This is a genomic window from Rhodopseudomonas sp. WA056 (genome assembly GCF_010906995.1).
In the GTDB taxonomy this organism is placed as follows: domain Bacteria; phylum Pseudomonadota; class Alphaproteobacteria; order Rhizobiales; family Xanthobacteraceae; genus Rhodopseudomonas; species Rhodopseudomonas palustris_G.
On record NZ_QPFS01000001.1, the window covers coordinates 87,060 to 104,123 of the forward strand.

Below are 17,064 nucleotides of genomic sequence, written 5' to 3' on the forward strand. Positions count from 1 at the left end.
ACGGCAGCTTACGCCACCGCCGGCACCTTCACCCGCGCACCGGGCGCAATCGTCGGCGGCGCGGCGTTGAGGTGATCGATCGCGAAGCCGGCGGCGGCCTTGTAGCCGGCCATGAAGGCGGCGCGCTCGGCCGGCGGGATCACGTCGTCGATGTTGTCGAAGGTGCCGCCGCAGCGCTCGTCGACCAGGTTGAGCAGGCCGAACGGGCCGGCGCCGCGATTGCGCAGGATCAGCTGCGAGATCGGGCCGCACAGCTTGGCGTCGAACGCCGCCAACGCCGCTTCGGTGGCTCCATGCGCGACCATCGCAGCGCCGAGTTCGCGCGCATCGACGATCGCCTGGGTGCCGCCGTTGGAGCCGGTCGGATACATCGCGTGCGCCAGCAGCACCGGGCCGTCGCGCCAGGTGCTAACCGGATCGCGGTCGATCATCGGATTCTCGTAAGCGGAGTCGGCCTCGCGGATCATCGCCGGCACGTCGAGCCAGTCCCAAACCCAGCCGTCGAAATGATGCGCGAACTCGGAGGTCGGCACCTGCCGGAACCAGCCCTGCTGCTTCCAGCCTTCGGCATTGTCGAGCGTGACCTCGGCGATCCAGTTCAGCATCGACAGCCCGGTCGCGGGATCCGGATGCGAGATCGGATAGATCACTACGCGGTGGCGATGGGTGCCAAGGCCGATGAACGAGGCGCCGCTGCGGGTCGGTTTGCCCCAGGTGGTGCCGCGCCACATCACCGCGCCGCCCCAATGGATCGGCGGCTGGTTCGGATGCATCTGCGCCCGCACCGCGGAGTGAATGCCGTCGGCGCCGATCAGCAGCGCGCCGGTCACTTCGGAGCTGCCGCCATCGGCATGCTCCAGCGTCGCCACGACGCCATCCGCGGTCTTGCGATAGGAGGTGACGCGGCGGCCGAGTTGCACCGCATCGGCGCCGAGCCGTTCGACCACGCGGGCGTGCAGCAGCATGTGGAAGCGGCCGCGATGCACCGCATATTGCGGCCAGCGATAGCCGGCGGCCTCGCCGCGCGGCTCCGCATAGATGTCGTTGCCGTTGAGCCCGACCAGCGCCCATTCCTTCGCCGGCAGGCCGACGCGATCGAGGTCGGCTTCCGTGATGCCGAGGTCGAGCAGTTCGCGCACCGCGTTCGGCTGCAGATTGATGCCGACGCCGAGCGGCCGCATCTCGCGCGCCGCCTCATAGACGACGCAAGGCACGCCGATCTGATGCAGCGTCAACGCCGCCGCAAGCCCGCCAATGCCGCCGCCGGCGATGATGACTCTGTCGCTCATGAGAAGGACGTCCTACCCGCTTGTGATTGCGACTTGCTGTAGCCAGCAACGCCCGGCGAGGCAAGCAAGGCAGGCTCACAGGGTGCGGGCGCGGCGCCACCGGTATTCGGCTTTCGCCGCGACGAAGGCGCTTGACGAACACGAACATATCAGGAACATTATGCAACCAGGAATTGCGTAACGATGAGCCGGGCTACGCAGGGGAGATGTCGATGCGGTGTCGTTCTAGGCTCTCGCGCAACTTCGGCGCAGCAGAGCGTCGCCCTCCCCGCCCCCGACAGGATGAGCTGTCGTGATGAGTCCGGAGGAAGGCATAACCACCAAACCAGACGCGCTGCTGGTCATTCCGGACGGCGATCAGGTCACGGGCCGCTGCGATTGCTGCGGCCAAATCAGCCGCCGTGTCTGGGGCACGATTTCAACGGCGGACGCCGCGGTCGCGGCTTACATGGTGTGGTGGACGGTCGGCCACATCGCCGAGCACGGTGCGGAGATCGACCTGATCTGCGGGCGCTGGGGCGACGACACCAGTGTGTCCGACCGCTTCGTCGTTCGGCTGCATCATTTCATCGCGGCGAGCGGGCCAGCGGTGATGGTGCAGGATGCCAGCCTCGCGGACGGCCTCGACCGGCTCGCCGCGTGCGCTTTGCGGCGCGACGACATCATCGGCACACCGCGCGCCGCGGAGGTGTTCGCGTTGTACGACGCGATCGCGCAGCAGGATGCGCGGCTGGCCGAGCTGTTCGGCGCGCCGGCTCCGTGCGGGCATTGCGGCCCGCGCACCGAGCACCGCAAGCTTCCGTCGCGGCGCAGTCGTTCGGGAGCGCGCCGTGGCCGGACTATTTGAGTCCGATCGCGAGGCCGGACAGATCGAGGTCGGCGATCAGCCCGACCTGCGATCCGCTCAGTTCGAGCACCGCGCCCTTCTCGTTGCGCAGCACGATGGCGCGGGCGCCGATCCCGATCGCCGCGCCGGCCCCGACTGCGCCGTACACACCGGCGACGTCGCGCGGCGAGCGGATGTTGCTGACCCGGCCGGCGAGCTGCGCCTTGGAGCCGCCGAACACCAGACCGTAGGACAGCCCGCCGATCGACAGCGGATAGCGCTTGCCGCGGAAGCTCAGCGTGCCCGAGCCGCCGGAACCGCCGATCACCCAGCCGCCCTTGTAGATCGTCAGCGTGATCCGTCCCTCGTCGGCATGGGCCGACGCGCCCAGTGCAAAGAGGCCGATCAGCACGGCAACCACCGTCCCCAGCAATCCACGCATCCCGCTCTCCTTCATCCCGCCCCTTACGGGCTTCATCTTTCCCGTCTAGCACTGCCATTGCGATTCGGGCGCCAAGACGGTGAAACCACCACGACCGCGACATCGGACCTGCATCTTGTACTGAACCGGCGCATCACTCGCGGCGACAACGAACCGCGACGCTGCACGAATACGACCAAAAGGAGAATCGAATGGCTGCCACCCGCCGATCCGCCGTCAGACTGCTCGTCGGCGGTCTGACGTGTCTTGTCGTCGTGGCACCCTCGCTCGCGGCCGAAACTCCGAAATCGTCCGACCTTCTCACCGAAAAGCTCAATGCCTATATCGGCTGCCTCAATCGGCTGTCGGCGCGCGCGTTCGATTCCCGCTCACGCTATTTTTCCTGGGCCGCCAAGACCGGACCGACCGGCAAGGAACGGATCGTCTACGGCACCTACACGATCTACGACACCAAGGACTGCCGCGCCGCCGTCGAGAAGGCGAACGCAATCGAGCCGCACGAACCCGACCTCGAAGCCGCCGCTTCTGCCTACGCGAACGCGGTCGGCAAGCTCGAGCCGCTGCTGAAGGAGACCGACGACTACTACACGCAGGAGAACTACAAGGACGACAAGATGGCAAAGGGCAAAGCCCTGCATCCCCGTCTGGTCGCCGCCTGGGACGCGTTCGCGGATGCCGACCGCAAATTGCGCGGCGGCGTCGAAATCATCAAGGACCGTCAGTCCGCCGAGAAGCTGACTGCGATCGAACGCAACGAAGGCCGCAAGGCGCGCTACCAGATCGAAGCGACCATGATCGACGCCAAGCGCGTGGTTCGCGCGGCCGACGCCGAAAAGCCAGATCTGACGGCGCTGACAGCGGCCATCGACGCTTATGGGAAGACCGTGGCGGCGAACGAGGCTTTTACCGAGGGCGAGCGAAACGCCAGGATCGGTTCAATGTTCATGTCGAACGCCAAGTCCTTTCTCGTCACCGCCAAGCAACTGATGCGCCGCCATCGCGACAAGACGCCGTATTCGAGCGGCGAGAAGATGATGCTGAGCAACGCCGGCTCGGGATGGATGGTGGAAGGCTCGCCGCCGCGCCTGCTGCGCGACTACAATCAGCTCGTCGACACCTACAATCGCGGGCCGGGTTTCTGAGAGGCCGACCGGGGCTCGGTCAGTCCATCAGGTTTCCTGGACGACACGGCGCGAGGCCGAACTGAATCGGTGAAGCCCCGCGCCGCATGCGATCGGCGCTTGTGCGACGGATGCGGCCGCCGCATCCGTCATCGGCACGCTCAGCGATGTCCGGCGCGACCGCGGCCGACCGCCACCAGCGACATGTAGCAGTTCACCTGCATGCCGAGCTGGAAGCCGCCGCTATCCGGCGTGAACAGATACTCCTGACAGCGTCCGCCCTTGATCGGAATCCGGTAGTCGTAGACCAGCAGTCCGGTGTTCAGCGTGCGATACACCACGACGCTGGCCGCGCGGGCGTTCGGCATGCCGTACTTCGCCTTGACCTGCTGGAATCCAGCCTGGATGTCGTAGGTGATTGCGTGGTTGGAGAATTGCGCAACGCCGATCCACGGCGGCATCTGCCGCTGGCCGAGGTTCTGCAGGACGCCGTTGAAGTGAACGATCAGACTGTTGGGCGATCCGCTCCACTGGCCGTTGATCAGGTAGAAATCGTCGAACAGGTTGACATTGGCCTGCGGTATCTTCGCCGCACTCTGCGCCGCGAGGTTGAGGACGAAGCGACTCTGCGACAGCGGCTCGAGATCGGCCGTCCTGAAGAAGATCGTAAGAGCCGGATACGGCAGGGACAGTTGTGCACGCGCCGACGATGCCGCCGCCAGCAGGATTGCGAGAACGCCGAATACCAGAGCTTTACGCATGGTCATTCTCCATGTGCGGTTGCAAATGCACGGGAACGGACCATAGTTGAGAATTCTTGCTACGCAACCCACGCGAGAATACTAGTCGGTCGGCACACCGCGGCTCGCGAGCGGTCAAAGGGCAGCTCGACCGGAACCAGCCCGGCAGCATTGCCGATCTCGACCGGCGATCGGCGGCTGCGGGGCCGCGCCGCACGATCGCATCGCCCTTGATGCAACTCAAACGCAGCTTGACGACGCGAAGACGCGACCATCGTCGAGGTCGGTTCGATGGGTAAAACCCTGCCATTTTACGGGGGCCCGCTTCCGGCGCGGCAGAATTGACGATAGGTTGAGCCAATAGGTTTCCGAGGATTAAGCGGTGCTGCGCAAAGCTTTCATGAAAGTGTTTTCGGCCCATCCGGTCGAGACCATCGCCGCCTGCACCGGTCTGTTCATGATCGTGCTCGGTTTCGCGCTCGGCACCCAATCGGGCTGGATCTGGTTCTGGGGTCAGGTGTCGGCGATCTTCGGCGCCAGCCTCGCCACGATGGCGGTGGTGTGGACGCTGCGCCAGCGCGCCGCCGAAGCGCGAATGGCCGCCAATCTCGACGTGCTGGCGCGCCAGCTCGAGACCTCGATCAGCCAGATCCACAAATCGGTGAAGGGCGGCCGCGACGAGTCGATTCCCGCCGCCGTGTACTTGGCGCAGATCGAGCAGTGCATCGACAATCTGATCGGCGTCACCCACGAGCTCGGCGAGATCACCGGCAGGCAACTGCCGTTCGACGTGATCGAGATGCTGACCGCACGTGATACGCTGCAGATCGAAGCGCGGATCACCGACGGCCGCACGCCCGAGCGCAAGCTGGTCACCGAGACCGAGAACTGCCCGGCCTGCAAGAAGCAGGTCGAATTCCAGGTCGGCAGCCTGCCGGGCGACAGCGCCAAGCCGACCTGCCCGCATTGCGGCCAGCGCTTCCATGCCCACCGCTCGACCAGCGGCAACATCTTCCTGCGGATGCCGGGCGCCTCGCAGTTCACCCGCGCGGTGTCGGTCAACTGCCCGGTGTGCGCCAGCAAGATTCCGGCGAATATCGATCAGGGCAAACAGCATTCGGAGACGCGCTACTGCTTCTCCTGCGGCGCCAAGGTGTCGATCGATCCGCTCGGCCAGCAATGCACGCTGCTCAGCAAGCAGGATCGCCTGCCCGGCCATCTAAACGGCGCCGGCACGCTGATCTGCGAGACGTGCAACGAGCCGGTGATCACGCTGACCTCGAACAGCGCCGGCACATACGGCATCTGCCGCAAGGACGACGGCCTGGTGTTCTCCGCCGCGGCCGGCACGGCGCAACCGGCCGCCGCCGGGTCGAAATCCACCGCGACCTCACCGTCGTCCGCAACCGCGACAAAACCGGCGCCGAGCGACGCGGTCGCGCGCAGCGACGCCGCCGAATAGCGTCGAGGCAGCATCAGGCTGCGGAATTGAAGCCGTCACGCAAGCTCTGGTAAAGTCGCCCGATCAGGAATCGTTTGGGGGCGTTGCGTGGCTGACGAAGAAACCACTCGCCGCGGACGTCCGGGGCCGCAGGGGCCGCGCGGGCGTCCCGGCGAACCGGGCCGACCGGGACCACAAGGACATCCGGGCCGCCCCGGCCCCGAGGGCCCGCGCGGCAAGCCGGGTCCGGTCGGCAAACCCGGTCCGCAAGGCAAGGCCGGCCCGCAAGGCAAACCCGGTGCTCCCGGCAAGGCTGGACCAGCAGGGAAACCTGGTCCCGACGGCAAGCCGGGTCCAATCGGCCCGCAGGGGCCGCGCGGCGAGCAAGGCCCCCTCGGCGAACAAGGTGTTCGTGGCGAGCAAGGGCCGCGCGGCGAACAGGGCCCGCGCGGTGAGCCCGGCCCCGCCGGCGCGCTGCCCTCGATCGAGCAGGTGATGCCCTGGCTGCACCTGATCTTCGACGCTTACGAAGACTACAAGGCGCAGCGGGCCCGCGAGGCGCGTGAGCTGGAAGAGCGGATCGCCGCCGAGGCGCTCGAACAGGCGGCCCGAGAAGCCGCCGCGCGCGAGGTCGCCGCTGCGATCGAGGCGGCTAATGCCGAAGCCGAGGCCGAGATCGCGTCGGGCGACGACGCGAGCGGCGCCGGCGGGAAGAAAAAGAAGAAGCGCAAGCACAAGGACTGATCGGCGGCGGCCGCGATGTCCTCAGCGCGCGGCACGGCCGGTGTTGCAATGCCACCGGCCACGTCGCGATACGCGGCCGATCAGACACAAAACCTTGCCGATCGCCGTGCAATGATTAGCTGACGCCGAGCAGCATCGAGCGGCGGAGACGGCGGAATGGCCTCGGCGATCTGGTACTACACGGTTCTGGTCGTCGAATCCGTCCTAGGCGTGGTCGGCCTGCGGCTGTACGAGGAACCCGCCTACACCGTGCTCGACCGGCCGGCCGAGACGATCGAGATCCGCCGCTACGCGCCGCGCCTTGCCGCCGAGGTCGATCTCGAACGCAACGGCAATGCCGACAGTCAGGCCTTCACGCTGTTGTTCAACTACATCGCCGGGGCCAATCGCGACGCTTCGGGCAGCTCAGAGCGTGTCGCAATGACAGTGCCGGTCGACGTCGCACGCTCCTCCAAGATCGCCATGACCACGCCGGTCGAAACCGCGACGCAGGGACGAATGACGCGGATGAGATTCTTCCTTCCGGCGGCGTACACCGCCGACACGGCGCCGAAGCCGGACGATGCGCGGGTGCAGATCGTCACCGTGCCGGAGCAGACCATCGCGACACTGCGCTTCTCCGGCACCGGCCGCGACTTGCGCGAGCGCGAGCAGCAACTAATCAGCGCGCTCGCCAATACGCAATGGCAGCCGGTCAGCGCGCCCTACGGACTGTTCTACGATGCGCCGTTCACGCTTCCCTTCGTCCGCCGCAACGAGGCGGCGGTGGAAGTCGCGAAGCGCTGATCATACAAGGCCGAGATCGGCCGCCCGCACGCCAGCGAAGACCCGTTGCAGCGCTGCGGCATCCAGCCCGTAGATTCGTTGTACCAGACCGGCGAACAGCGCGCGATAGTCGGTCAGCACCGGATAGTCCCGGTTCTGAAACAGCGACGGCCGCGACAGCTCGATCTGCTCACCGGCAATGCGCCCGCCATTGAGCCGCCGCCCAGCACCCAGTAGACACTGCCATGGTCGTGATCGGTGCCACGGTCGCCGTTCTCGCGAAACGTCCGGCCGAATTCGGAGATCACCACCACCACGCTGTCGCGCCACGCCGACGGCCCGATCTCCTCGCGGAAGCCCGCGAGTGCGCGACCGAGTTCGCCGAGGCGGTCGGCGAGATAGCCGGTCGCTGCGCCCTGATTGAGGTGGGCGTCCCAGCCCCCGACTTCGACGAAGCCGAGGTTGAACTGCTCACGCATCAGCCGCCCGATCCGACATGCCGACAGCTCGAAGCCGCGCGGCGACACCGCGCCGCGGTTGGCCGCGGTCATCTCGTCTGCGATCGACTTCGCCACGTCGTCGCGCACGCGGAAGCCTTCGGCGACGGCGGAGGCGAGCTTGGTCCTGACGTACATCTGCTTGATCAGTTCGGCTTGGCGATCATCGATTCCGGGCTTGCCGACATTGCCGAGCGCAGCGGGGGGCTCTGCGGTAGCCGGTCACCAAAGCGGCAGCATCCGGACAACTACGTAAGGCATCTCACGATGCGCTTTCCGACGCATCTGCCTGAATACAGGTAACTATTTGCCGCGCAAGGTAATTCCAGATTTCCAATGTTAACCGTGATTTCACGGGGGCGGCGTACTGCTGCGGGCGATGCGCTTTGGCGCACCCAGGACTTCTGCGCGGCCCAAAGAAGGTGAACCGCCCCAACACGAAGGTTCTCGACATGAGACTCAACAGTATCGGAATGAAGCTCGGCCTCGCGAGCCTGACCAGCATCGCCCTGTCGCTCGGCATGGCAGCCAATCAGTTGACCACGGAGCGGTCGATCAACGCAGTCAACGCCCGTGCCGACGCGCAGCAGATGGTCGCCGATCGTGGGCTCGAAGCCAACGTCGCGTTGCGTGGAATGCAGCTCGCCGCCGCCGAGCTTCGCCTCGCCACCACCCCGGCTCAGGTCGACACTGCCCTCACGGGTCTGCGCGGGGCCCGCGAGACGGTCGACCGCCAGATCGGCGTCGCGGTAGCCCAGATCGCCGATGGCGCCGACAAGGAACGACTACGATCGATCGGCACGTTAGCAGCCAACTACGATGGCGCGATGACACAGGCCGGTGCAGCGATCAAATCGGTGCAGAGCGGAGCCGGCAGCGACGCCGACAAGACCAAGCGCGATCAGTTGATCGCCCAGGCGCAATCGATGGCAACGCAGGCGCTCGGCCTGATGCGCGAGGCGATCGATCGCGCCGAACACTCCGCCAAATCCACCAAGACCCAGGCCGCCGACGAGTTGTCGAGCGCCAATCGGATCAACTTCGCGCTCGGCATGTTGGTGATGATGTCGCTGGTGATCTCGATGGTGTTCACCTTCTTCGGGATCTCGCGGCCGTTGATGCTGCTGAACGGCGCGCTCGGCAAGATGGCCGGCGGCCAGCTCGACGTCGAGATCCCGGGCGCGGCGCGCGGCGACGAGATCGGCGACATCGCCAAGACCGTGGTAGTGATCCGCGAGAACGCCGATCACCGGGCTCGCGAGGAAACCGAGCAGAAGGCGCACCAGGACGAGATCGCTGCGATGCAGCGCAAGCAGGAAATGCAGAAGCTCGCCGACGCCTTCGAGGGCGCGGTCGGCCGGATCGTCGAAGCAGTGTCCAGCGCCTCGACCGAACTCGAAGCCTCCGCCAGCAAGCTGGCGCACACCGCGGAGGAAGCGGAGAAACTGACGGCGGCGGTGGCCGGCGCGTCGGAAATCGCCACCAGCAACGTGCAGTCGGTCGCCTCCGCCACCGAAGAGATGGCGTCGTCGATCCACGAGATCAGCCGTCAGGTGCAGGACTCGTCGCGGATCGCCAGCTCGGCGGTGCAGCAGGCCAACAAGACCAACGATCGCATCAATCAGCTCGCCACCGCGGCGCAGCGGATCGGCGACGTCGTCGACCTGATCAACACCATCGCCGGCCAGACCAACCTGCTGGCGCTCAACGCCACGATCGAGGCGGCGCGCGCCGGTGAAGCCGGCCGCGGGTTTGCGGTGGTCGCGGCGGAAGGGAAGGCGCTCGCCGAACAGACCGCGAAAGCGACCGACGAAATCAGCCAGCAGATTTCCGGCATGCAGGCGGCGACCGAGGAGTCGGTGTCGGCCATCAAGGAGATCGGTACAACGATCAGCCAGATGTCCGAGATCTCGTCGGCGATCGCCTCTGCGGTCGAGCAGCAGGGCTCGGCCACGCAGGAGATCTCGCGCAACGTCCAGCAGGCGGCGCAGGGGACCATGCAGGTCAGCGCCAACATCACCGATGTCGAGCGCGGCGCTGCCGAGACCGGCCAGTCGTCGTCGCAGGTGCTGGCCGCGGCGCGGTCGCTGTCCAGCGACAGCAGCCAGCTCAAGACCGAAGTCGCGCGTTTCCTCAGTTCGGTGCGCGCAGCGTAGTTCGCCCCCACTCTCTTCGGAACGAACACGGCCCGGCTTCACGCGAAGCCGGGCCGTTCTTACGTCTGCCGCCGTGGTTCAATCTTGCGTCACGCACGCATTGGTTGCATGATTGTGATCACGGCCGGGGGAGGTTGCGGTGCGGGTTGCGAGTTGCGTGATCGCCGTGGTGCTGGCCGGATGCGTCAGCAATGGATCAATCAAGTCCGGCAGTTGGCGGATCGATCAGCAGCCGGACCTGATCACCGGGATGCCGGTGGCGGGAGCTTTCACCTTGACCACGCGTGCCTCGAACAGCACCGATCCGCTGATGGCAGCCCCGGCAACGCTGCAGCTCACCTGCTTCGAGAACCGGCCGATCGCCAAGGTCAATTTCGGCTTCAAGATCGGCAGCGATCGCAACACCAGCCTCGGCTACCGGTTCGACGACAAGCCGGGGCGCGACAGCGTCGAATCGCGGGTGCTACTCGGCTTGCGGGTGATTGTGATCGAAGACGCCGCACCGCTGCAGCAGTTCATTGCCGACCTGCACGGGTCGAATCAACTCGTGGTGCGGATCAGATCGCTGAATGCCGGCACCAGCACGGCCGTCTTCAAGGTCGACGGCTCGGACGCGGCGATCGAGGCAGCCTACAAGGACTGCCCTTTGCCGCCGGCGCGGGACCCGCGCCGGACGACGTGAGGGAGGCCGCCCACCGAATGGAGGCAGCCCGACTTCGCGATCAGTGATCGAGCTCGCCGATGTGGTGCTGCTGATACAGTTCGACGCCGATCCGGCCGACCAGCTCGAGCTGGGTCTCGAGGAAGTCGATGTGACCTTCCTCGTCCTTCATCAGTTCTTCGAACAGATCGCGCGACACGTAGTCCTTGACGCTGTGGCAGTAGGTCGCCGCCTCCTGATACAGCGTGCGTGCGTCGATTTCGGCCTGCAGATCGGCCTCCAGCACTTCTTTGATGTTCTGGCCGATCCGCAGCGGATCGAGCACCTGCATGTTCGGAAAACCGTCGAGGAAAAGGATGCGGTCGGTGAACTTGTCGGCGTGGACCATCTCCTCGATCGACTCCTTGCGCCAGACCTTGGCGAGGTCCTTGAGGCCCCAGTTGTCGAGCAGCCGATAGTGCAGCCAGTACTGATTGATCGCCGTCAGCTCGCTGCGCAGACCGCGGTTGAGATATTCGATGACCTTGGCATCGCCCTTCATGATTGTTCCGTCACTCCTGCAATCGGAGGGCCGCCGAAGCGACCGCTTTAGAATTAGAATAATTCTAGATCACACTGCGGGTGAAATGCAATCCCGATCGTGGGCCGGAGCAGAGGTATCAGTGAACGGATTAGGAACCGGTGTGACGATGATCGGCGCCGCACAGCGCTTCGTTCATGATGTTCTTGATGGTGTGCATGCAGCGACCACACTTGCGGCTGCAGCCGAGGCAGCGATGCACCTCGCCGGGGCTCCGAGCAGGCCCCCCTTCGGAGTGCATCGTGGCGCGGACATCGTGGTCACTGAGGACGTTGCAAGAACAAACGATCATCGGTCTCAATCCAGCAGGTCACAGCTTTCGAATAGTGAGTTGCACTCGCTGAAGCAAAAGGAAAACGTGCAAATTCAAGCTATTCCAATCTGCAATAGGCAGCTTGATTTTCGTCAACGGTCTCACGTCGTCCCCACCCTTTCGCAGGCGGAACGCGCTCTCGTCGTCTCCCCTGCCCCAACCGATCCGAGCGCGGCGGGAAAGCTGCAAGCGAAACGCGGAAAGCCCGGCACCATCGGCCGGAACCGACCATGGCAGCACTGCGGCGGCCGCATTCATGGTTCGTTCAATCGATTGGTGAAAGCTTGAGGCTCTGGACCACAGCGGGTCGCGCCCGCGCCCCATTCGGTCCGGCAGTCGATCGAAAGGTGATGCCATGAACAAGTCGATGATGGCGTTGGCCGCGGCCGCCACGCTGGCGGTTTCGGCCGTTGGATCAGCGGCGCCGGCACAGGCGCACGACGGCTTCGGCGCGGGAATCGCCGCCGGCCTGATCGGTGGAGCGCTCATCGGCGGCGCGCTGTCCTCGCCGTATTACGGCCCCGGCGGCTATTATTACGGTGGTGGGTACGGCTACGGGTACGGACCGCGCTACTACGGTTACGCGCCGGCTCCGGCCTATGTGGTGTCGCCCGGCTACTACGGCGGCTGCTACTGGCAGCGGCAGCGGTTCTGGGACGGTTATGGCTGGCGAATCCGCCGGATCCGCGTCTGCGACTGACGGTGAACCTTTTACCGCAGCGCTCGACCAAACATCAGCCTCGACGCCCGGATTCCGGGCGTCGACGGTATCGCCCGAAAAACACCGTTTTTGCGCGACACTGATCCGCCAGCCGATACGCGACAATTGACGACATTGCGCTTTTTTGATGCTGTGCCGTCGGGGAATACCGGTTCGTTCAACAGCGCCTGGCGCGGCGCGATCCCAGGAGAGCCTCTCAAATGAAGAAGACTGTCACCGTCCTGATTGCGGCCGCGACCATCGCCGGTTCGCTGGTCAGCATCGCCCCGGCCGCGAAGGCCGATGGCGGCCGGATCGCTGCCGGCGTTGCGGGCGGCCTGATCGGCGGCGCCCTGCTCGGCGGCGCCATTGCCGCCAGCCGCCCCGCCTATGCCGCCCCCGCGCCGGTCTATGTCGAAGAGCCCGACTGCCGCTGGGCTCGCGAGCGCTTCTGGGACGACTACGCTGGCGTGTGGCGCTCGCGTCGCGTCCGCGTTTGCGATTGATCGACGCGCGGGACGCCGCATCCTGCGAAGAATTCCGGAACCCGGCCGAGCGATCGGCCGGTTTTTCGTTTGGGCTCAGCGCGCCGCTTCGATCGACCTGAGCACCGCTTCGCTCGGCCAGCAATCCAGCTTCAGTCCGGCTCGCTTCTGATAGGCACCGAGCGCCGCGCGGGTCAGCATCCCGGCCTTGCCGTCGATCTTGTCGGCATACAGGCCGAGTCTGCTCAGCCCGCGCTGCATCGCCTCGACGTCCCGGGTGCGGAGCTGCTTCGAGGCCGACCATGGCGTCGCGAACGGGCGCGGATCGGTGATCCGGTCCGCGAGATGGCCGACGAACAGCACGTACAGATCGGAAAAATTGTACTGCTTGATCACGAAGTAGTTGGCCGTGGTCAGAAATGCCGGACCGTAGATTCCTTCCGGTTGCAACAGCGATGCCGGCTCGGAGAGTTCGGCAGCGCTCAGACGGCCGCCACGCGCGAGCTGAAATCCTTCACGCAGCCACTGCCCGACCGGCTTGGTGACCTCCGGCACGCCCAACGTGCAATCGGCGCGCGCCGGCGCCTTGACCTCGTAGGCCCAGCGCACGCCCGGTTTCCAGCCCTTGTTGACGAGCTGTTGCGCGGCCGAGGCCAGCGCGTCCGGCACCGAGCGCCAGATATCGACCTTGCCGTCGTCGTCGAGATCGACGCCGTGCTTGTAGTACTCAGACGGCAGGAACTGGGTCAGGCCGGTCGCGCCGGCCCAGGACGACCGCATCCCCTCCCGCGTCACGACACCGTCGCTGATGATCTTCATCGCTTCGATCAGTTCGACTCGGTACTGATCCTTGCGGCGGCCGACATAGGCCTGCGTCGCCATAACCCGGACCGCGTCGTAAGGCAGCCGGTAGCGGCCGTAGTCCGTCTCGCGCCCCCAGATCGCCAGCACGACCGTAGAAGGAACGCCGAAACGCTGCTCGATCGCGGTCAATGTCGGGCGATATTGCCGCAACAGTTTGCGGCCGTGCACGGCCAGACTCTCGATCCGCGCTTCCTTCAGATAGTCGGCGGGCACCTGAACGAATTCGGCCTGGGACGGCGCGCCTGTCTTGGGCCGCCCAGGCAGGATCAGATCCGGCAGCTTGTAGTCCGGCTCCAGCCCGCGGGTGACCGCCTCGAAGGTCGCACGCGAGACACCGGCCTGCTGCGCCTCCGGCCAGAGCGAGGCGATGAACCGGTCGAAGCCGGCATCCGCAGCTCGCGCAGCGCTCACGCCGACGGCCATCGCGGCCGCCAGCGCAACGCCGAGCGCCAGCACGCCCGAACGCACCAGCCCGATCAATGTCCGGCGTGCGCCTTGGCTTCCTCGATCGCCAGATTGGAGATCCGGTCGACCCAGGCGATGCCGATCGCCGACAGGATGAAGACGGTGTGGATGATGGTCTGCCACATCACCCCGGTCTCGGTGTAACCGCCCACCCGGCCCGGCGCACCGATGTTGCCCGCCTCGATGAAGGTGCGCAGCAGATGGATCGACGAGATGCCGATGATCGCCATCGCCAGCTTGATCTTCAGCACGCTGGCATTGACGTGGCTGAGCCATTCCGGCTCGTCCGGATGGCCGCGCAGGCCGAGCCTCGACACGAAGGTCTCGTAGCCGCCGACGATCACCATCACCAGGAGGTTCGAGATCATCACCACGTCGATCAGCCCCAGCACCGCGAGCATGATCTGCTGCTCGCTGAAGTCGAACGAGTGCTGGAACAGGTGCCACAGCTCCTTCAGGAACAGCACCACATAGATGCCCTGGGCGACGATCAGGCCGACATAAAGCGGCAGTTGCAGCCAACGTGATCCGAAGATCAACATCGGGATCGGGCGCAGCCCCAACCCCTTGGGCGGCAGCGGCGTCTCGGGTGTCATCGACATGAAGGAAAGCTCCGAACAGCAGGATAAGGCGATCAGTCAATTGGGAACTCGCTCCGATTCTGTCGAGACGCAGGGGAGCGGCGTTTAACCGCAGTTCATGACCATAAGCCGGACATCAAACGCAATACGAAACAGCACGCCTTGGCCGCGTCGCCCCACGACGACAGCGGGGCGGTGGCGCAGCTATTTCACCGCGACGATGAAGATCCGCGGAAATCGCAACAGCACCTGACCGTCGCCCTGGGCCGGATAGGCCGCGGCAATCCGCGCCGTGTAGGCCGCCAGATAGGCTTTACGCTCCGGCAGATCGAGCGGATCGATGAACGGCCGCAGCCCTGTTCCCTTGACCCATTCGACGATCGCCTCCGGGCCATCGAGCGCGTGATTGTACACTGTGTGCCAGATCTCGAGCCGGCTACACAGCGGCTTCAGCGCATCGTAATACACGCCCGGTTTCGGCAGGCCGTCGCGGAGTTCGGCCGCCTTGGACAGCTGATGGCGCCACCGCTCCTGCAGCGCGACCTCGCGCATCAGGATGTGCGACGGCTCGTCGAGGTTGTCGGGCATCTGCACCGCGAGCACGCCGCCGTCGTCGAGCCCCGACAAGAGCCGCTTGAGTTGCTTCAGATGGTCCGGCACCCACTGGAACACCGCATTGGCGAACAGCACCTCAGTACCAGGCGGCGCCGTCCAATGCGCCACATTGGCCTCGATGAACTTGTGATGCGGCAGCCGCTCGCGCGCCTGACGCAGCATGTCGGCCGAAGTATCGACGCCGATCACCGCGGCCTCCGGCCAGCGCTCCACCAGCAGCGCGGTCGAATTGCCCGGGCCGCAGCCGATGTCGGCGACCTTGCGCGGTGCCGTGGTCGGCACCTGCGCCAGCAGATCCCGCGCCGGCCGGGTCCGCTCGTCTTCGAATTTCAGATATTGCTCGGCATTCCAGTCGGCCATTCAGCGTCCCTTGCGCCCCCGAGTCTGCGAGGGGAAAGCTATTGATCGGGAAGGATTTTGCAACATCCTCGAGCGATCGTATATTTGTGACATATATAGATGATCGACCTGACCCGCGTCGTCGGTTTGATTGGGACGATGGCAATCTCCGCAAGAACGTGGAGAAACACGAGGTCGGCCAATTGGAGGCCGAAAGCGTGTTCATGCACCGACCGTTTCTGCAAGAAGACACCAAACACAGCGGCTCGGAACGTCGACTCCATGCTCTGGGTCGCACAACAGCAGGACGCCTGTTGCACGTCACCTTTAAGCTGCGAGCCGACGAGGCCTTGATCCGTATCATCTCCGCGCGCGACATGAGCCGAAGGGACAGGAGCAGTTGTGAAAAAGCTTAAGCCCATCCCTTCTTTCAAATCGGAAGCTGAGGAACGGCTGTTCTGGGAGATGCATGATTCGAGTGACTATCTCGACTGGAGCAAAGCCGAGCGCGTCACCTTCCCAAACTTGAAACCGTCAACGACGTCCATCTCGATCAGACTGCCGACGGAGCTCCTGGAGCAAATCAAAGTCGCCGCCAACAAGCGCGACGTGCCGTATCAGTCGCTGATCAAGATGTGGCTGAGCGAGAAGGTGGGGTAGCTTACCCGCATATGCTGGCTTGACTGGTCTTACCAACGGAGAGCGTGTCAAAGACACACGCTGGCATTGACGGTCGGAGAACTCAGTAATACTTTTCGTAAATTGGTAATACTAGGCGGTGAACCATGCCGACAACGATCACCAGCAAGGGCCAAGTTACGCTTCCGAAGAAGATTCGCGACGCCGCCGGGATCAAACCCGGCGACAAGGTCGAAGTTCGCAACACAGCGTCAGGCGGCATCTACATTGGAAAATCCGGGTCCGAGGCTGAGTACCTAAAGAAACTTCAGGCGCTCGCCAAACGCCACCCGATCCGCGGCAATACTGACGAAATCATGAGGGAATTAAGGGGCGATCCCGCGGACGACTACAAGTCGTGACACTCGTCGATACCAATGTCCTGATCGACATCCTGACAGTGGATCGGACATGGCAACCATGGTCAGCGGCGGCACTACGGCAACAATCGCTGCATGGCGCTCTCTTGATCAACGAGATCATCTACGCCGAGCTGTCGAGCCGCTATTCCACTCAGAAAGCGCTCGACGCTGTCGTGCACACGCTCGGCCTCGATTTGGAGTGGCTTCCAAAGACGGCGCTGTATATCGCTGGGAGAACATTCAGTGACTATCGACGCGCCGGCGGCACGCGGACCAGCGTGCTAGCCGACTTCTTCATCGGCGCACACGCTGCCGCAGCCGGACTGCCGATCCTGACTCGCGACACCGGGCGCTATCGCAGCTACTTCCCCGACGTCACGTTGATCACGCCGGACTGACG

General features: G+C 64.9%; 21 protein-coding genes and 1 pseudogene. 13 read left to right on the forward strand and 9 right to left on the reverse strand.

Annotated features, from left to right (window positions below; translation table 11 throughout):
- Positions 1 to 8: 8 nt before the first annotated feature.
- Entirely contained in the window at positions 9 to 1,289 is a 1,281-nt protein-coding gene (locus tag DU475_RS00420; RefSeq protein WP_164630055.1) for a flavin-dependent oxidoreductase, read from the reverse strand.
- A gap of 295 nt (positions 1,290 to 1,584) precedes the next feature.
- Between DU475_RS00420 and DU475_RS00425 the strand changes: the two genes are divergently transcribed.
- The gene (locus DU475_RS00425) at positions 1,585 to 2,136 is read left to right on the forward strand and encodes a hypothetical protein (RefSeq protein WP_205524148.1); all 552 of its coding nucleotides are present in this window, start codon (positions 1,585 to 1,587) and stop codon (positions 2,134 to 2,136) included.
- Here the strand turns inward: DU475_RS00425 and DU475_RS00430 are convergent.
- Complete coding sequence (locus DU475_RS00430) at positions 2,129 to 2,557, reverse strand: hypothetical protein (RefSeq protein ID WP_205524149.1); 429 nt, start codon at positions 2,555 to 2,557, stop codon at positions 2,129 to 2,131. The two genes, DU475_RS00425 and DU475_RS00430, sit on opposite strands and share 8 nt — an antisense overlap.
- A 191-nt stretch (positions 2,558 to 2,748) precedes the next feature.
- Between DU475_RS00430 and DU475_RS00435 the strand changes: the two genes are divergently transcribed.
- Complete coding sequence (locus tag DU475_RS00435) at positions 2,749 to 3,699, forward strand: YiiG family protein (protein ID WP_164630059.1); 951 nt, start codon at positions 2,749 to 2,751, stop codon at positions 3,697 to 3,699.
- Between the two features lie 140 nt (positions 3,700 to 3,839).
- Here DU475_RS00435 and DU475_RS00440 read toward each other — a convergent pair whose 3' ends face one another.
- Positions 3,840 to 4,439 carry a hypothetical protein gene (locus DU475_RS00440; protein ID WP_013501521.1) on the reverse strand — a complete coding sequence of 200 codons (600 nt, stop codon included), beginning with the start codon at positions 4,437 to 4,439 and terminating at the stop codon, positions 3,840 to 3,842.
- Positions 4,440 to 4,800: 361 nt separating this feature from the next.
- On the opposite strand from DU475_RS00440, the gene DU475_RS00445 reads away from it, so the two are divergent.
- The 3 genes from DU475_RS00445 (at position 4,801) to DU475_RS00455 (ending at position 7,389) form a co-directional block, all read left to right on the forward strand.
- A complete protein-coding gene (locus DU475_RS00445; RefSeq protein ID WP_013501520.1) occupies positions 4,801 to 5,880 on the forward strand; it encodes a zinc ribbon domain-containing protein in 1,080 nt (359 codons plus the stop codon).
- Between the two features lie 87 nt (positions 5,881 to 5,967).
- Complete coding sequence (locus DU475_RS24425; RefSeq protein WP_164630061.1) at positions 5,968 to 6,603, forward strand: collagen-like domain-containing protein; 636 nt, start codon at positions 5,968 to 5,970, stop codon at positions 6,601 to 6,603.
- A gap of 156 nt (positions 6,604 to 6,759) precedes the next feature.
- Entirely contained in the window at positions 6,760 to 7,389 is a 630-nt protein-coding gene (locus DU475_RS00455; protein ID WP_164630063.1) for an SOUL family heme-binding protein, read from the forward strand.
- Here DU475_RS00455 and DU475_RS00460 read toward each other — a convergent pair.
- Positions 7,390 to 8,072, reverse strand: a pseudogene (locus tag DU475_RS00460) (DUF1501 domain-containing protein); the annotation flags it as partial.
- Between the two features lie 245 nt (positions 8,073 to 8,317).
- On the opposite strand from DU475_RS00460, the gene DU475_RS00465 reads away from it, so the two are divergent.
- A complete protein-coding gene (locus DU475_RS00465) occupies positions 8,318 to 10,021 on the forward strand; it encodes a methyl-accepting chemotaxis protein (RefSeq protein ID WP_164630065.1) in 1,704 nt (567 codons plus the stop codon).
- 139 nt (positions 10,022 to 10,160) lie between these two features.
- Positions 10,161 to 10,703, forward strand: coding sequence for a hypothetical protein (locus tag DU475_RS00470; protein WP_013501516.1), 543 nt, complete (start codon positions 10,161 to 10,163; stop codon positions 10,701 to 10,703).
- 40 nt (positions 10,704 to 10,743) lie between these two features.
- Here the strand turns inward: DU475_RS00470 and bfr are convergent, their stop codons facing one another.
- Entirely contained in the window at positions 10,744 to 11,223 is a 480-nt protein-coding gene (gene bfr, locus DU475_RS00475) for a bacterioferritin (RefSeq protein WP_013501515.1), read from the reverse strand.
- Positions 11,224 to 11,353: 130 nt separating this feature from the next.
- Positions 11,354 to 11,554 carry a (2Fe-2S)-binding protein gene (locus tag DU475_RS00480; protein WP_013501514.1) on the reverse strand — a complete coding sequence of 67 codons (201 nt, stop codon included), beginning with the start codon at positions 11,552 to 11,554 and terminating at the stop codon, positions 11,354 to 11,356.
- Positions 11,555 to 11,930: 376 nt separating this feature from the next.
- On the opposite strand from DU475_RS00480, the gene DU475_RS00485 reads away from it, so the two are divergent.
- The gene (locus tag DU475_RS00485) at positions 11,931 to 12,275 is read left to right on the forward strand and encodes a hypothetical protein (protein WP_047309742.1); all 345 of its coding nucleotides are present in this window, start codon (positions 11,931 to 11,933) and stop codon (positions 12,273 to 12,275) included.
- A 221-nt stretch (positions 12,276 to 12,496) separates the two neighbouring features.
- Complete coding sequence (locus DU475_RS00490) at positions 12,497 to 12,781, forward strand: hypothetical protein (RefSeq protein WP_142883144.1); 285 nt, start codon at positions 12,497 to 12,499, stop codon at positions 12,779 to 12,781.
- A 75-nt stretch (positions 12,782 to 12,856) separates the two neighbouring features.
- On the opposite strand, the gene DU475_RS00495 is transcribed toward DU475_RS00490, so the two are convergent.
- From DU475_RS00495 to tam, 3 genes are all read right to left on the reverse strand, one after another.
- The gene (locus tag DU475_RS00495; RefSeq protein WP_164630088.1) at positions 12,857 to 14,047 is read right to left on the reverse strand and encodes a lytic murein transglycosylase; all 1,191 of its coding nucleotides are present in this window, start codon (positions 14,045 to 14,047) and stop codon (positions 12,857 to 12,859) included.
- Between the two features lie 53 nt (positions 14,048 to 14,100).
- Entirely contained in the window at positions 14,101 to 14,691 is a 591-nt protein-coding gene (locus DU475_RS00500; RefSeq protein ID WP_013501510.1) for a TIGR00645 family protein, read from the reverse strand.
- Between the two features lie 183 nt (positions 14,692 to 14,874).
- Positions 14,875 to 15,645 (reverse strand): trans-aconitate 2-methyltransferase, encoded by a 771-nt coding sequence (gene tam / locus DU475_RS00505; protein ID WP_047309743.1) that lies wholly within the window; start codon positions 15,643 to 15,645, stop codon positions 14,875 to 14,877.
- Positions 15,646 to 15,803: 158 nt separating this feature from the next.
- Here tam and DU475_RS00510 point away from each other — a divergent pair, with 158 nt between their 5' ends.
- The 4 genes from DU475_RS00510 to DU475_RS00525 all read left to right on the forward strand — a co-directional run bounded on the left by DU475_RS00510 (position 15,804) and on the right by DU475_RS00525 (position 17,062).
- On the forward strand, positions 15,804 to 16,040 hold the full coding sequence (locus tag DU475_RS00510; RefSeq protein ID WP_349644080.1) for a BrnT family toxin: 237 nt from the start codon (positions 15,804 to 15,806) through the stop codon (positions 16,038 to 16,040).
- Positions 16,027 to 16,284 (forward strand): BrnA antitoxin family protein, encoded by a 258-nt coding sequence (locus tag DU475_RS00515; protein ID WP_047309744.1) that lies wholly within the window; start codon positions 16,027 to 16,029, stop codon positions 16,282 to 16,284. Before DU475_RS00510 ends, DU475_RS00515 begins: the two co-directional genes overlap by 14 nt.
- 125 nt (positions 16,285 to 16,409) lie before the next feature.
- Positions 16,410 to 16,664 carry an AbrB/MazE/SpoVT family DNA-binding domain-containing protein gene (locus DU475_RS00520; protein ID WP_047309745.1) on the forward strand — a complete coding sequence of 85 codons (255 nt, stop codon included), beginning with the start codon at positions 16,410 to 16,412 and terminating at the stop codon, positions 16,662 to 16,664.
- Entirely contained in the window at positions 16,661 to 17,062 is a 402-nt protein-coding gene (locus DU475_RS00525) for a type II toxin-antitoxin system VapC family toxin (protein WP_047309746.1), read from the forward strand. Before DU475_RS00520 ends, DU475_RS00525 begins: the two co-directional genes overlap by 4 nt.
- Positions 17,063 to 17,064: the final 2 nt, after the last annotated feature.

Bases quoted from the DNA above. Each gene is read 5' to 3' on its own strand.
- DU475_RS00420 (WP_164630055.1), bottom strand. From the start codon at position 1,289: ATGAGCGACAGAGTCATCATCGCCGGCGGCGGCATTGGCGGGCTTGCG.
- DU475_RS00425 (WP_205524148.1), top strand. From the start codon at position 1,585: ATGAGTCCGGAGGAAGGCATAACCACCAAACCAGACGCGCTGCTGGTC.
- DU475_RS00430 (WP_205524149.1), bottom strand. From the start codon at position 2,557: ATGCGTGGATTGCTGGGGACGGTGGTTGCCGTGCTGATCGGCCTCTTT.
- DU475_RS00435 (WP_164630059.1), top strand. From the start codon at position 2,749: ATGGCTGCCACCCGCCGATCCGCCGTCAGACTGCTCGTCGGCGGTCTG.
- DU475_RS00440 (WP_013501521.1), bottom strand. From the start codon at position 4,439: ATGCGTAAAGCTCTGGTATTCGGCGTTCTCGCAATCCTGCTGGCGGCG.
- DU475_RS00455 (WP_164630063.1), top strand. From the start codon at position 6,760: ATGGCCTCGGCGATCTGGTACTACACGGTTCTGGTCGTCGAATCCGTC.
- DU475_RS00465 (WP_164630065.1), top strand. From the start codon at position 8,318: ATGAGACTCAACAGTATCGGAATGAAGCTCGGCCTCGCGAGCCTGACC.
- bfr (WP_013501515.1), bottom strand. From the start codon at position 11,223: ATGAAGGGCGATGCCAAGGTCATCGAATATCTCAACCGCGGTCTGCGC.
- DU475_RS00480 (WP_013501514.1), bottom strand. From the start codon at position 11,554: ATGATCGTTTGTTCTTGCAACGTCCTCAGTGACCACGATGTCCGCGCC.
- DU475_RS00485 (WP_047309742.1), top strand. From the start codon at position 11,931: ATGAACAAGTCGATGATGGCGTTGGCCGCGGCCGCCACGCTGGCGGTT.
- DU475_RS00490 (WP_142883144.1), top strand. From the start codon at position 12,497: ATGAAGAAGACTGTCACCGTCCTGATTGCGGCCGCGACCATCGCCGGT.
- DU475_RS00495 (WP_164630088.1), bottom strand. From the start codon at position 14,047: ATGGCCGTCGGCGTGAGCGCTGCGCGAGCTGCGGATGCCGGCTTCGAC.
- DU475_RS00500 (WP_013501510.1), bottom strand. From the start codon at position 14,691: ATGTCGATGACACCCGAGACGCCGCTGCCGCCCAAGGGGTTGGGGCTG.
- tam (WP_047309743.1), bottom strand. From the start codon at position 15,645: ATGGCCGACTGGAATGCCGAGCAATATCTGAAATTCGAAGACGAGCGG.
- DU475_RS00520 (WP_047309745.1), top strand. From the start codon at position 16,410: ATGCCGACAACGATCACCAGCAAGGGCCAAGTTACGCTTCCGAAGAAG.